Origin of the sequence: Pseudomonas sp. BF-R-19, from assembly GCF_019956445.1 — a bacterium.
GTDB lineage: Bacteria > Pseudomonadota > Gammaproteobacteria > Pseudomonadales > Pseudomonadaceae > Aquipseudomonas > Aquipseudomonas fluorescens_BH.
Map to the genome: position 1 here is coordinate 1 of NZ_JAHBDN010000106.1, position 13,696 is coordinate 13,696.

12 protein-coding genes and 3 tRNA genes are annotated in these 13,696 nt (G+C 51.3%); 7 read left to right on the forward strand and 8 right to left on the reverse strand.

Annotation, left to right across the window (positions count from 1 at the left end; all coding sequences use genetic code 11):
- The first annotated feature begins 408 nt into the window (after positions 1-408).
- The 3 genes from KGB28_RS28875 (at position 409) to KGB28_RS28885 (ending at position 5,214) form a co-directional block, all read left to right on the forward strand.
- Positions 409-2,388: a DUF3696 domain-containing protein gene (locus KGB28_RS28875; protein WP_223448925.1), complete on the forward strand. Its 1,980-nt coding sequence runs from the start codon at positions 409-411 to the stop codon at positions 2,386-2,388.
- Entirely contained in the window at positions 2,366-3,373 is a 1,008-nt protein-coding gene (locus KGB28_RS28880; protein ID WP_223448926.1) for a hypothetical protein, read from the forward strand. The genes KGB28_RS28875 and KGB28_RS28880 overlap by 23 nt, the downstream gene beginning before the upstream one ends.
- A gap of 410 nt (positions 3,374-3,783) precedes the next feature.
- On the forward strand, positions 3,784-5,214 hold the full coding sequence (locus KGB28_RS28885; protein ID WP_223448927.1) for an IS1182 family transposase: 1,431 nt from the start codon (positions 3,784-3,786) through the stop codon (positions 5,212-5,214).
- Between the two features lie 197 nt (positions 5,215-5,411).
- On the opposite strand, the gene KGB28_RS28890 is transcribed toward KGB28_RS28885, so the two are convergent.
- From KGB28_RS28890 to KGB28_RS28900, 3 genes are all read right to left on the reverse strand, one after another.
- The gene (locus tag KGB28_RS28890) at positions 5,412-5,555 is read right to left on the reverse strand and encodes a hypothetical protein (protein WP_223448928.1); all 144 of its coding nucleotides are present in this window, start codon (positions 5,553-5,555) and stop codon (positions 5,412-5,414) included.
- Between the two features lie 1,490 nt (positions 5,556-7,045).
- Positions 7,046-7,690: a recombinase family protein gene (locus KGB28_RS28895; protein ID WP_223448929.1), complete on the reverse strand. Its 645-nt coding sequence runs from the start codon at positions 7,688-7,690 to the stop codon at positions 7,046-7,048.
- 66 nt (positions 7,691-7,756) lie between these two features.
- Complete coding sequence (locus KGB28_RS28900; RefSeq protein ID WP_223448930.1) at positions 7,757-8,347, reverse strand: recombinase family protein; 591 nt, start codon at positions 8,345-8,347, stop codon at positions 7,757-7,759.
- 903 nt (positions 8,348-9,250) lie between these two features.
- Between KGB28_RS28900 and KGB28_RS28905 the strand changes: the two genes are divergently transcribed.
- The 4 genes from KGB28_RS28905 to xerC all read left to right on the forward strand — a co-directional run bounded on the left by KGB28_RS28905 (position 9,251) and on the right by xerC (position 11,461).
- Positions 9,251-9,730: a hypothetical protein gene (locus KGB28_RS28905; RefSeq protein ID WP_223448931.1), complete on the forward strand. Its 480-nt coding sequence runs from the start codon at positions 9,251-9,253 to the stop codon at positions 9,728-9,730.
- Between the two features lie 239 nt (positions 9,731-9,969).
- Positions 9,970-10,227 carry a hypothetical protein gene (locus tag KGB28_RS28910; protein ID WP_223448932.1) on the forward strand — a complete coding sequence of 86 codons (258 nt, stop codon included), beginning with the start codon at positions 9,970-9,972 and terminating at the stop codon, positions 10,225-10,227.
- The gene (locus KGB28_RS28915; protein WP_154863572.1) at positions 10,214-10,426 is read left to right on the forward strand and encodes a DUF4224 domain-containing protein; all 213 of its coding nucleotides are present in this window, start codon (positions 10,214-10,216) and stop codon (positions 10,424-10,426) included. Before KGB28_RS28910 ends, KGB28_RS28915 begins: the two co-directional genes overlap by 14 nt.
- A complete protein-coding gene (gene xerC, locus KGB28_RS28920) occupies positions 10,427-11,461 on the forward strand; it encodes a tyrosine recombinase XerC (protein ID WP_223448933.1) in 1,035 nt (344 codons plus the stop codon).
- 94 nt (positions 11,462-11,555) lie between these two features.
- Here the strand turns inward: xerC and KGB28_RS28925 are convergent.
- The 5 genes from KGB28_RS28925 to KGB28_RS28945 form a co-directional block, all read right to left on the reverse strand.
- Positions 11,556-11,642, reverse strand: a tRNA-Leu gene (locus KGB28_RS28925).
- A gap of 195 nt (positions 11,643-11,837) precedes the next feature.
- A tRNA-Cys gene (locus KGB28_RS28930) sits at positions 11,838-11,911 on the reverse strand.
- Positions 11,912-11,957: 46 nt separating this feature from the next.
- Positions 11,958-12,033, reverse strand: a tRNA-Gly gene (locus KGB28_RS28935).
- A gap of 63 nt (positions 12,034-12,096) precedes the next feature.
- The gene (gene pgsA / locus KGB28_RS28940; protein WP_007992985.1) at positions 12,097-12,657 is read right to left on the reverse strand and encodes a CDP-diacylglycerol--glycerol-3-phosphate 3-phosphatidyltransferase; all 561 of its coding nucleotides are present in this window, start codon (positions 12,655-12,657) and stop codon (positions 12,097-12,099) included.
- A gap of 32 nt (positions 12,658-12,689) precedes the next feature.
- Positions 12,690-13,696: excinuclease ABC subunit UvrC (locus tag KGB28_RS28945; protein ID WP_223448934.1), on the reverse strand; the 1,007-nt coding region annotated here is incomplete at its 5' end.

Genomic DNA, 13,696 nt, shown 5'->3' on the forward strand with positions numbered 1-13,696 from the left:
GCCCAAATCGCATTTACGAACACCTATGTAGCTGACTAAGGTAATTCGCGCTTCCGTCTGCTGTTTCGCAGGCAACGCACGCAACTCTCCGTTATCGACGTACTCAGTGCGTTTTCACACAGCCTGGACCCATTGCAGCCAATAAGCTCAGTATGAGGCGCCAAAAGGGCTCATTGGGCTAACGCCGAAAGCAGCAACCGTATCGCGGATGGCTCCGATGCTGGCATAGACAATCGTTCAAAAATTTGACTAAAAGTGGTGAACAACCCAACGATACATGGCACCATGATATGACGATACAGACGTGGTTCTATGCTTCGAATATATATGGGGTCGGATATATTAGTGACAGATAGGTATAGGATTTTACGTGCTCAATCGACCAGCGGCGTTCAGGGATAGGAAACTATGATCGAGACATTGAAGCTTTCAAATTTAAAATCATTTATAGAAACGGACGAGATAGGACTAGGCCGACTTACGCTGTTCTGTGGATCAAATAGCAGCGGGAAAAGTTCTATACTTCAAGCGCTGTTGCTGCTTAGTCAGACTTTAAGTGCGCGGCAGACTTCCAACTCTGTAGTTTTGAATGGTCACCTAGCTCGCTTGGGGGCTTATGATGATATTAGATCCAATTATAGCGATTCGAGTACGACTCGGATTAAAGTAAGATTGCATAATGATAGCTCAAGGCTCATTAATGATGCGCCCGAAAAAATTGAGCTTGACTTGGAATTCGGTGCAAAGAAAAAATCCAAAGGGGATGAGGAGATATTTCACCCTCCAATACAAAGCCTAAGAATGCGGATTCTAAATACCCCAGATGATCCAGCGCTGGAAGAGTATATAGAGTTGAGGCCCGCGAAGGTTCCAGTAATACAGGGTGTCCGCACATATAGCTACGATTATGAGATCGTCGATTTAAAATCTAAGGATGGCGAGGCTTTAGAAAAAGAATACCCTGACCATGAAGTGCTAGGATGCAAGGGGCCTTTGCTGCCACGTGAACTGCTAGTAAGGTACAATCATACTAAAAAGCTTTCCGCATATATTGTGAGTGCTATGTGCAGAAAGAATATCCATTTATTCGCACGACATTCGTTTGGAAGCTCGTCCCCTATTGAGCTTCCTCCTGAAATATTTAGGGAAGTTAACAAGCGTATAGATGATGAGCGAGATGCGTTAAAGTCAACTCTACTAAGCTCCCTTGCGCGTATCGGAGTAAGCATCTCGGATCAAAAAAAAATCAACAAAAATCAGGTGCCCGCTTCCATTCAAGAGGACTTTATCACTGCGAATTTTAAACTTACCAATAAGCTCTTTCCCCAAGTCTTTCTAGAGCAAAAAATCAAGCTTAGCGAATGGTATGAGTTTTTAGACAGCCTAGAGGAAGTTCAGCAGCAATCCTTGATAGAGTTCGTTGATAAACACCGCACCGCAATTCAAGAAATCTGGTATGACTCTGTTGAGGTTAAAGAGCAGCGTATCGAAGAGTACGATTTGAAGTTGCTATCTCCCGCGAGCCAGCAGTTGCGGGTTGAGTTCCCCAAGAGTATCAAATATTTAAAGCCTCTCCGGAATGAGCCTTCTGCCGTCTATCCATTCATGGATCAAGAGGTTGGCACAAATATAGGATTGAAAGGTGAATATACTGCTGCGGTACTTCATGCAAATAAAGAGCGACTCATAAAATATCCTAAGCCACAGCTAGGCGAAGACCAGGAATTTAGCTGGTCGAATAAAACCGCGTCACTTCAAGATGCTTGTCATGACTGGTTATCTTATTTGGGGGTCGTAAAAAAAATCCAAACAATTGATAAGGGAAAACTAGGGTATGAGCTGAAAGTCAATATTTCGGATAAAGATCATCCTCAAGATCTGACGCATGTCGGGGTTGGAGTGAGTCAGATATTGCCAATCCTTGTAATGTGCTTGCTTGCAGATGCTGACAATATTTTGATCCTTGAGCAGCCTGAGTTGCACCTGCACCCGAAAGTGCAGTCAAAGCTCTGTGATTTTTTCATAGCGATTTCCGGTTTTAACAGGCAGTGTTTGGTAGAGACCCACAGTGAGTATATGATAAATAGGTTGAGGCTCCGGATCGCTCAGGGTAATCAAGAGCGCCTCGGCGAGGAATCGCCTATTTATTTCATAGAAAAAAATGAGGGAGCTTCCTCAATACGAAAAGTCGAGATCAATCGTTTTGGTGTTATTCAGGACTGGCCTGACGAATTTTTCGATCAAAGTGATCGGGAAGTAGAAAACATATTGGTTGCCGCGGCGCGTAAGGAATTCAATGAAAGACAGAATCCCAGTGACAAGCCGCAACCCAAGCTGAAACCTCTTATTACAAGGAAACGCAGGGATGCGAATTCTGATCAGCGCTGATTATCTGCTCGCAAGCGCATTCTGCGCGCAGGATAAAATTCAGCACTATTACGCAGGCCTTAGAAAACTTAGGGACGAGCACGAGGCGGGGCGACCGGTATTCCTTGAGCCCGACGCACTTCTCAAACTCCAGAGTAAAGGAATGTATCCTAGTTTTGACCTGTTTAAGCGAAATTTTCCTGCGAAACATGACTTTGGTTTTGGTGCGGATCACATCACCAAGACAGTAATTTACTTAGTAAATAATGTTGCTCAGCTTAAAGTGGATGAGGAAATTTTGGCCGAGTGGCAGGACGTTTCGTTAGAGGTTGATCCTGACCTTCATAGCGATGCGGACAGAGAAGAGCACCTTGCGAACTTGATGGTTGATCTGAGCCTTGAAAACGCTGGATTTGGATACGATCATATCGTGTTTCATCATCACTTACCTGACTTTCCTCGAGACGCAGTTGTTACGGGGACGATAACCAGCGTAGTGCCAGGACAGTTTGTAGTGCCTAAAGAGATTAGTCACAAAATATCGATTTCGGACAATTTGATTGACTATATCCTGAGGGTCAATGCTGAAAGTCTCTACCAGGAATCTGCAAATGATTCAGAACTCAAACGCTCACTATATTTCGGTGTTGTACAGTTTTTAGCAGCCAATGGGCATGATCCGAAAAGTTTTGATGATCAATGCTTTACTTTGGGTGAGAATTTTCGAGGTTCTCTACTAGGGCACGAATGCTCTGGCACCCACGCCTTCAGTAGTTTAGTTTTTCAGACCGTCATTCGGGCCTTGGCGGGGTACCCCAAGAATTCAATAGACACGTTTGATACTTCTGAAAACTCCAATGTTCAGTTAGTGCGCGATGGTCGTAAAGCTTGGAGAACGCACGTCAGCAGTGGAGGTCGCGGGCTTCGGTTAATGCTATGGACACATTCAAATGGCCTAATTGAGTTGGCGAATATTGGCAACAAATGGGAGGAACGAATTTATTAAACTTTTCAGTATTAATTTAGCTGGCATCTATAAGCATCATATTGATGCCATGGCTACATACGGTAATTTGGTCAACAACGACATCCCAATACCCATGTGCAACATCACGTAGAAGACAAGCGCGTGCTCAAACTAATCCGTCTTTACCTATAAGTCGGTATGATATCTAGCGGGGTCGTCACCGGACAGAAGGATGAGAGGCCACAAGGCGGCCCGCTGACAGGGCCATTGCTCTGCGCTGCGCCGATAATGCGAGCACTTAATGTACGCAGCCCTCATGCAGGTGTAAGAATGTGCGCTTAGGGCCATTAGCGGTCGCTTGTGAGCGTCCGCTAATGGCCCAGAGTGTGTAAAAACGCCTTCGCGAACCCTTGCTATGATTTCTGAGGATTTCATCGCAGGGATCGCCCATGAAGCGCTTTATCCAAGGTGAACATCGAGGCCAAGGCACCTTACTTCCCGAGAGCCTCGACGACTACGTCAGCGATACCAATCCGGTGCGTGTAGTCGACGTCTTCGTCGACGAACTCGACCTGGTCAATCTGGGTTTTGAAGGTGCCATTCCAGCCGATACTGGCCGGCCGGCTTACCACCCCGCGATCCTGCTGAAGATCTACATCTACGGCTATCTCAACCGCATTCAGTCGAGCCGACGTTTGGAGCGAGAAGCTCAACGCAACGTCGAACTGATGTGGTTGACCGGGCGTTTAATGCCCGATTTCAAGACCATCGCCAACTTCCGAAAAGACAACAGCAAGGCCATCCGAGGCGTCTGTCGCCAGTTCGTCGTGCTGTGTCAGCAGTTGGGACTGTTTGGAGAAAATCTGGTCGCCATTGATGGCAGTAAATTCAAAGCAGTCAACAACCGCGACCGCAATTTCACCAGCGCCAAACTGAAGCGGCGCATGGAAGAAATTGAATCGAGTATCAACCGTTACCTGGCGGCACTCGATGCTGCCGATCGGCAAGAACCCACAGCTTCCGAGCCCAGTGCCGTGCGGCTGGAAGAGAAAATCGCCAAGCTCAAAACTCAAATGAAGGAGCTTCAAGCGATCGAAATCCAGCTCAATGAATCGCCGGATAAACAGGTCTCACTGACCGATCCAGACGCCCGTTCCATGATGACGCGCGGCACAGGAATCGTCGGCTACAACGTGCAGACAGCGGTCGATACTCAGCACCATTTGATCGTTGCACATGAGGTGACCAACGTCGGTTCCGACCGCGATCAACTCAGTTCAATGGCCAAGCAGGCCCGCGAGGCGATAGCGTCAGAAACGTTGTCGGTGGTGGCGGACCGAGGTTATTTCAAAAGCGAACAAATCCTGGCTTGTCACGATGCCGGCATCACCGCCTATGTGCCCAAACCGATGACCTCTGGAGCCAAGGCTGACGGGCGTTTCAATAACGATGCCTTCGTCTATGACGCGGCAAAAAACGAATACATTTGCCCGGCTGGAGAGGCGCTGATCTGGCACTACTCCTACGTTGAAAAAGGCCTGAAGTTGCACCGTTACTGGAGTTCGAAATGCCAGGGCTGCGCGTTGAAATTGCAGTGCACACCGAGCACGGAACGACGAGTTCGACGCTGGGAGCATGAAGCCGTATTGGAGGAGATGCAGCTTCGGCTGAGCAAAGCACCCGAGATGATGCGAGTCCGAAAACGGACTGTTGAGCATCCCTTCGGGACGCTCAAACAATGGATGGGTGCAACGCACTTCCTGACGCGAAAGCTGGCTGGGGTGAGCGCGGAGATGAGCTTGAATGTGCTCGCCTACAACTTGAAACGGGTCATGAAAATCATCGGTACCCATCACTTGATGAAGGCGCTAACGGCCTAAAAACCGGCCTGTTTTTACGTCTCCCGATGATCTGGCGCGTTGCTGGGGCGGTTTAGCTCGTCAGGAAGGGACATCGTGCCTTGATCAGGCTACAAAGCCGGACAGCCACTCAGCCTTGAAAATCGAAACGGGATCTAGCGTTTTTACACACTCTGGGCCGTTCTCTGCCGGTCCCCGGCTAGCACGGAGACCCGGATCTAGCTATCGATGTGGCGGTCCATGTCGTAGAACACCACCTGCGAGATCGGCACGAACTCATCGGCATCACGGGTGACCTCGATGTAGGCAATGCGCTGACCTTTGGCGGTGTACTGGCGCCCGGTGTTGAATGCGTGGAGCACAGGGTGGTGGACATGCCGGTTCTCCTTGCGGTTAGCGGATCAGCCACTCGCCACTGGCGAGCAGGCCCAATTGGTGGGCTTTCCACAGCAGGTGCTGCGGGCTGGGCGGCATGGCGCCCAGGTTGCCAGGGTGGACTTCGGCCAGCACCAGTTCGATGGCGGTGGACTGGTCGCGGGTCAGGCTGGGCCGGCGCGGTTAGCGGGTGAGCGGGTGAGCGGGAAGCCGACGCTATCACAGGACCAACACATGGCGTTCTCCTTTCTGACAGGTACAGCCGGGCCGTGGGGCGGTGGCCTTGGCTGCTACGGGGGGTTTGTCGCCTTCATAGGTGTTGCCTGAAATGTCAGGCAGTAATGAAGGTATGGGCGAAGTATTGAGCGGCTATAGCGGTTCCCGGCGGCGGAAGGACCGGACAGGGCAAAATCGTGTGGGTAGGGGCAGGTATTTAGTGGAAACTGGCACCGATTTCTGAGTGACTTTTTTGGCCCATAAGGGAAACCTTCGCACTCGGGGGGGCGCTATAACCGCAAAATACACCTTACCTGATGATTCTAAAGGGGTTATTTTGGAAACGGGATTTAGGGGGGGTCCAAATTTGACTAGAAAACTAGTGATCTAGTTTGGGTTTTAAACTAGTCAACTAGATTTTTGTTGATTTTCAAGTCAACTTTTTCTGTTGAGAATCATTCTCTCGAAAAGATGCTCACCTTCTTGTCTATAAAAAAATAATTAAAAAGTTTTTATATATAGAGAACAAAGGGGAGCCTTCGGCAGGCACCCCACGGCCTGCCGGCTCCAAAATCGGACAGATTGATCCCTTCAAAGGTAGGGGGATCTTGAGCCCCCGGTGGAAACGGCATTTGATCCGTTCATAGTTGGATCAGGCGGCCTCCAGCGCCTGATCCATCACCTGCTTGATTTTCTGCACCGTGGTTTTCGAGCACTCGCAAACCGCGGCCACCCGGCGAATCGGCATGCCGGCCTTGAGGCAGGCTTTCACCCTGATGCGCCCTCTTGACTCAACCCGACACCGGAACTGATCCCCGCCCTGGAGACTAAAGCCAACAACCCTTGGTACCGATTAGTGTCATGCCTAGGCAAACTATTGACTTGTCGGAAGAGATCGACGAAGCCCGGAACGACATTGCAAAGCGCAATGGAATCACCACAGCCGCGGCGATGCGTCGTGCTTTCGCTCTACTGGTCGTAGTAGACAGAAGAAGAAACAGGAGGTTTTTCTCTCTCGGCATTGTCAGGGAAAGAGCGATCGCACCCTTGAGGCTGGACGCCTGATGGGCGTGGGCAGTGGCGCAGATGAAGATGAAGATGTCGACCTGGTCAAGGTATTTGCCAAACCGGAGGGGCGTCTCCATCAGTGAAGGAGAGCGCTGCGCATTGCATTCGTTAACCTTCGACCAACTGTCGGCTTTTCACTCGACTGTTGTGTCGTTCGTACTTCAGGCTTGGCTTAAGGCTTGTTACATCGAGTTCATAGTTCACCTTCTAGAGTGCGAAGCCTCTTCGCATGTTGCACGGTGGTTTTGGAGCAGCCGCAAACCATCGCGACTTGTCGGTACGACATGCCTGCATCTAGACAGATTTTGATTCGAGCATGTAGAGCTGTGTTTCTCTTGCGCCCCTTGTACTTGCCCTCTGCCTGCGCCTTCTTAATCCCCTCCAAGGAACGGCGCCGACGATCGTCATAGTCCTTGCGCGCGACTGCCGCAAGTATATCAAGCATCATCAAGTTCAAGGCTGACAGCATTCGATGGGTGAAAGTATCGACCTCCTCGCTTGCCATCAGCCGGTGAGAGATGGGTAAGTCTAGAGCGATTATATGCACCCCCTTCGCCTGAATAATCGCGCGCAGAGTTTGCCAGTCCGCGTAATTCAGCCGACTGAGTCGATCCACCTGCTCGCATAGGAGGAAGTCGCCTGGCAGGGAGTCATCCAGCAGGCGGAACAGTTCCGGTCGGTGCAGCTTCGTACCAGATTCGTTTTCTAGGTAAAAACTGGCGATGAACTGACCATGTTGCTCGGCAAATGCTTTGAGCAATTGCCGGCTTCGCTCAACGTCCTGCTCTGGAGTGGAGACCCTCAAATACGCTCGGACCAGGGGATTGAAAGGGGGCATTAGACCTCCAATAAGTGTGGGGGAACTTGAGCAGAGCAAAAAAATCCAAATTGACGCCTTCATAGTTCAGAAGTGAACGGGACGGCTTACCAGGTCATGAGTTGCGGTACGATAAAGTGCTAGTTCGCGGTAAACCGTGGCCTGCCCGACGCCAAGCTGCTTGGCAATATCGACCTTAGTCACGCCCTCGCCCGCCAGGCGCAGTATCGCCGCACGTTTCTCCTCGTGGATTGGCTTACGCCCCTTGTACTTTCCGGCCTTCTGCGCTTTGTCGATCCCCTCGCGCTGCCGCTCCAGCATCATTTCCCGCTCAAACTGGGCAATCCCCCCCAACACGGTCAGGATTAACTTGCCTGTAGGCGTGCTGGTGTCCAGCCCTAGATTGAGAATCTTGACCTCAACCTTCTTCAACTCCAATCGGTGCAGCGTTTGCAGCAGATCGGTAATCGAGCGGGCCAGCCGGTCAAGCTTAGTGACCACAAAGGTATCTCCAACGCGAGCAAACTCAATGGCCGCTTCCAACTGGAGGCGCTGGGCCACGGACGACACCTGCTCTCTAAATATCTTTTCACAGCCGCATTGTTCTAATTCTCGCAACTGGGCCTCAAAACCAGCCTCTTGTTCGATCGTTGAGGTACGTGCATAGCCTATGTCCATGGGTTTCCTCCCACATATGTTTAAGACTTTGCGATAGCGCGCCTCCCAAAGAAATTAACCCACTTATATGAGAGGCTTAGGTAGGGTTTCGTCTGCTATCACAGGGGCCGGCTCTATTTGGAGATTGCATAACGTCTTTACACTGGTGGACTCTACCAATGCTTAGACGATCATCTCGCCCAGAGTGGCGCATTCCTTTGCGGCCGTGTTCGTCAGTAACCGCACCTCGATTGACGCAATATACGAACGGGTCATATCTGTCACTATCTGAACGCGGCGCTGTTATTTTTTCGTGGACGGACCAATTAATGCAGTCCTTTCATGGACAATCCGGATTGCTGTCCTAGGCACGAACAAGAGCAGTTCCCCGATCTAGTGTCGCGTCCTTTTCTAAGAGTGTGACCTTCAAATATGTAAGCACAACCAATAGCAGCAAGAAATACATATAACACTACAAACTAGATTAATTAGAAATACATTAAAAGACTAACCACAGCATACATTATATAAAGCACTCGACGTACCAACAGATACCCCACCCACGACTTTTTACGATTATTTTTTCTAGCTCGAGTACTCAGACCCACTCACCACATTTAACCAACCAAAAAACCCTATGGTACTCAGCACAAGTTTAAAAAACATCACACTAAACTAAAAACACACACCCCCACCAGAAACACCAAACAGCACATAATTAATTTATAAAACTCAATCAACCAATAAATCACAAGAACAAACCACCACCTCACAGTTATGCAATACACTGACATCCAGTACATTGACAAATGACATACCCACACAAGAGTTGGCGAGCTTTACGCAACAATGCGAAATCAGCGACCGCTCTAAAGTGGTATCAACTAACACACCGCACAAGAAAAAGTTTTTGGGCATACCAACTTGACTATTAACAAGAAAATCACCGCCAAACCCAACTGGAGTGCTAATGGCATGGTGATTAAAACAACAAAAAACCGGCAGCCTAGCCTTCGAAAACTTGATCCAAGAACCTGCAACTCGGGGCACCCGATGCCATGCATCTACCCTGATCTACAACTCCTTGGCACTGCGTTACAACAAGTCCGAGCCGGGCGATCTGTTATTGGTGGAGCTGCCGAACAAGTTGAGTACCAGCAACTTAAGCAAACCTGCGAGAGGCGTGGGATGCAGGAAGGCGACTACCGCTTGTTTCCTCCGATGCGAGACGAACACAGCCAGTACCTCCCCCCAAAAAAACAAGCGTCCTTTGGTTTTGCAGCGCATCACCGACAATATGATGCGGACGGTACAGCCTTTCCAGGCCATCGCTGCGATGGCTTGCCGAAGCAGCCTAAGAGCGAGGGACCTCGTACAACTTCGCGCAAGATGAAAACCCAGTAAAACCGGGGCCTGCAGAGGAGATTTCGGCAGGAAATCAAGACTTGGTCAATACTTGAGGAGGTGAGAGTTCATTACGGGTGACCGCCCCAGTTGAAAGGGCGGCACTCAAGTTTAACACCCGGTTTGTCCGGCTATTTTGCCTCTTCACTTCGGTACTAGAGACGGAGCCCCTTGGTTTTCAAGGGTGCTACCTGGAAACCAAAATGAGAATAAAACCTCCCAGAAGCACCGGAAAAAGGATGACTGCTAACGAACGCTTGGCGTTCATCCGCCGCATCGCCAAAACCCACTGCTCGTCCCACCAGGATTTCACAAAATACACCGGATATCTGCGTGACACCGTGTCTGACTGGTTTACTTCTTGCCACTCACTCCGCCACCGATATGTCTATTCCCGGGTGGTCAACGATGGCACCGGGGCCCAGCTGCCGCGCAACCACGAAAAGATTGCCTACCGTGACGCTTTCGCCTTGGAGGTGAGTTATGAGCAGCATTGAGTTCTTAACGCACGATCAGGTCTGCGAACTGACCGCTGCACGGACAAAATCGGGGCAGTTGGCCGTTTTGTGTCAAAACGGTATTCGGCACACGATCAAACGCAATGGCTGGCCTTGTGTCACGACAGCTGCGCTGACAGATCGCGAGAGTCACCACGCAAAGGCGCCCGACAGCTGGAAGCCCAGGAAGGTGATTTAAATGGGACGCAGGCCAACAAAGCCAAACAGCATTGCTCGCCTCAGGCAGCGCAAACAACGTAGCGGCAGGGTTTATTACTATTACGACACCGGGTCAACGCCACGCAGGGAGATTCCGCTGGGTTCCGATTACGGCCAGGCCATCCTCGAATACGCCAAGCTGGAAAAGACTCGCGTATCGGTGGAAATGGCTCAGACGGTGCTGACGTTTGAATATGTGGCCAATCTCTATATGAAGGAGGTGGTTCCGACCAAGGCCTCGGCAACGCAAAAGGACAACGCGCGGGAATTGAAACAGTTGCTGAACTTCTTTAACGATCCACCCGCCCCGCTTGAGGCCATTGAGCCCCATCATGTTGTTCAGTATTTGCGGTATCGCTCAAAAACCGCCACCGTGCGGGCAAACCGCGAAAAGGCGCTGCTCAGCTCTATCTGGAACTTCGCCCGTCAGAGCGGTTACACGGCCCTGGCCAACCCCTGCTCGGGGATCAAAGGCAACAAAGAGTCTGGACGGGATGTTTACGTCGAGGATGACTTGCTACAAAAGGTGTATGCACACGCCGGGCAACCACTTCGTGATGCCTTGGACCTGTTCTATCTCACCGCTCAACGCATCGCCGATACGTTAAAAATGGATGAGCGAGATGTTCGTAATGGGCAACTTACGGTTCAGCAGGGAAAAACCAGTGTGAAGCGGCGGATTGAGATTGTCGGTGAGTTAAAGGTTGTGATTGAGCGGATTATGGCTCGCAAGGCTGGCTATAGGATTCGGTCTACGCGCCTGGTTGTTATGGAAAATGGGCAGCCGATGACGACAAGTATGCTCAGGAAACGGTTTGATGATGCACGGGAGGCTGCTGGCGTTCCGAAAGCTGACTTTCAAATGCGCGATTTGCGGGCAAAGGCAGCGACGGATAAGGAAGAGTCGACGGGCAATATACGGGCTGCGCGTGATCAGCTAGGGCATACCACTGTGAGCATGACAGAGCACTACATTCGCATGCGCAAAGGCATGAAAGTTACGCCTACAAAATGACCAGCGGTCGTGAGTTGCGGAGCAGGCTTTTGATTTTGCGGTGCAAAGAAATAAGGGCCTGCATGAGGTATCTCACGCAAGCCCTTGATATTCGTGGTGCCCGAAGCCGGAATCGAACCGGCACGCCCTTACGAGCGGGGGATTTTAAGTCCCATGCGTCTACCAGTTTCGCCATTCGGGCGGTAGCGCGGTGAAGCGTCCAGGTTTTGCCAAATAACGATCTGGCAGTTCTGACGCTTGTGCAGCAGAGGTGGAAATATATACATCCCGCCCCAGTGAAGCAAGTTCGCAAATGCCCTTTTCAAGACTAAATCTTGCAGACTACTGCAAATAAAAAAGCTCCGTAAATCATAGATCTACGGAGCTTGTTTATTAGTGGAGGCCGAGGTCGGAATCGAACCGGCGTAGGCGGATTTGCAATCCGCTGCATAACCATTTTGCTACTCGGCCTCAAAACATCTGCTGTCAGTAGCGCGACATCAAATGCGTACAAACTTGGAGCGGGAAACGAGACTCGAACTCGCGACCCCGACCTTGGCAAGGTCGTGCTCTACCAACTGAGCTATTCCCGCGTCTTGGTGTGGCGCATTCTATAGAATCCAGAAGCCCCGTCAACCCTTTGATTCAAAAAAGTTTTATTTCTTTTCAACGTCGGTCTTCAGATGTGGCCAGGCAGCCCGCAGGTACTGGACCATCGACCACAAAGTCAGGCCGGCCGACACCATCAGCAAGGTGTAGCCCAGCAAGACCCAGAAACTGAAATCCTTCGGATTGGCCAGCAGGATTACCAGCGCCAGCATTTGCGCGGCGGTTTTCCATTTGCCCAGGTTCGACACGGCAACGTGGGCACGAGCGCCCAGTTCGGCCATCCATTCGCGCAGTGCCGAGACGACAATCTCGCGACCGATGATCACGGCAGCTGGTAGCGTGAGCCACAGGTTTCCGTGTTCCTGGACCAACAGTACCAATGCAACCGCCACCATCAGCTTGTCGGCAACCGGATCGAGAAAAGCCCCGAACGGTGTGCTTTGTTCCAGACGGCGGGCCAGGTACCCGTCCAGCCAATCGGTGGCTGCAGCGAATGCGAAGACCGAGGCGGAGGCCAGGTAACTCCATTGGTAAGGCAGGTAGAACAGCAAAATGAAGATTGGTATGAGCAGGACGCGTAGAACGGTAATCAGATTAGGGATATTCATCGGCACAACTGGCTACGAGGTGAGGGGGCATTCTACTCGCTGTGCAGATTTGCATAAATCAACTCTGCGAGCTTTTTACTGATCCCGGGGGCTTTGGCAATTTCTTCGATGCTTGCACGAGACAGCTCCTGCAATCCACCAAAATGTTTCAACAAATCACGCCGACGTGTGGGTCCGACGCCGGCGACGCCTTCCAGTGTAGACGTCCGACGGGTTTTTCCACGCCGGGCGCGGTGCCCGGTAATGGCAAACCGGTGGGCTTCGTCGCGAATCTGCTGGATCAAATGCAACGCGGGAGAATCGCCACGCAACGTGAACTCATGTGCAGCGTCGTTCAGGTACAGGGTTTCGAAACCGGCCTTGCGCGTCGCACCCTTTGCCACGCCCAGCAGAATCAGGTCAGGCACGGCCAATTCATCGAGTACATCGCGGGCCATGGACAACTGACCTTTACCGCCGTCCACCAGCAGGATATCCGGCAGCTTGCCCTCCCCGTCCTTCAGTTTGCTGAAGCGTCGGGTCAACGCCTGATGCATCGCTGCGTAATCATCGCCGGCCGTAACGCCCTCGATGTTGTACCGGCGGTAATCGGCCTTGATCGGGCCTTCGGGGCCGAAGACCACGCAGGACGCCACCGTCGCCTCGCCACTGGAGTGACTGATGTCGTAGCACTCAAGTCGTTGAGGAGGCTCATCCAGCTGCAGCACCTCGGCCAGTGCATCGAAGCGTGCCGTAATGTGCTGACGATTCGCCAAGCGCGCACTCAGTGCCTGCTCGGCATTGGTCACCGCCAATTGCTGCCAGCGCGCCCGCGTACCCCGCACGCGATGGCTGATGGTCAGTTCACGACCGCGCAACTCGTCGATGGCGGCGATCAGTGTTGGAAAGTCATCGTGGACCACATTGACGATCAGCTCACTTGGCAAGTCGCGTTCAGGACTGCTGATGAAGTACTGGCCAAGAAACGCGGCCATGACTTCAGAAACGTCTTCTTCAATACCGACTTGAGGGAAGAAGTTCTTGCTTCCCAGTACCCGCC

Coding starts and splice junctions, on each gene's coding strand:
- KGB28_RS28875 (WP_223448925.1), top strand. CDS start 409: ATGATCGAGACATTGAAGCTTTCAAATTTAAAATCATTTATAGAAACG.
- KGB28_RS28885 (WP_223448927.1), top strand. CDS start 3,784: ATGAAGCGCTTTATCCAAGGTGAACATCGAGGCCAAGGCACCTTACTT.
- pgsA (WP_007992985.1), bottom strand. CDS start 12,657: ATGAATATCCCTAATCTGATTACCGTTCTACGCGTCCTGCTCATACCA.
- xerC (WP_223448933.1), top strand. CDS start 10,427: ATGGGACGCAGGCCAACAAAGCCAAACAGCATTGCTCGCCTCAGGCAG.
- KGB28_RS28880 (WP_223448926.1), top strand. CDS start 2,366: ATGCGAATTCTGATCAGCGCTGATTATCTGCTCGCAAGCGCATTCTGC.
- KGB28_RS28900 (WP_223448930.1), bottom strand. CDS start 8,347: ATGGACATAGGCTATGCACGTACCTCAACGATCGAACAAGAGGCTGGT.
- KGB28_RS28895 (WP_223448929.1), bottom strand. CDS start 7,690: ATGCCCCCTTTCAATCCCCTGGTCCGAGCGTATTTGAGGGTCTCCACT.
- KGB28_RS28915 (WP_154863572.1), top strand. CDS start 10,214: ATGAGCAGCATTGAGTTCTTAACGCACGATCAGGTCTGCGAACTGACC.
- KGB28_RS28910 (WP_223448932.1), top strand. CDS start 9,970: ATGACTGCTAACGAACGCTTGGCGTTCATCCGCCGCATCGCCAAAACC.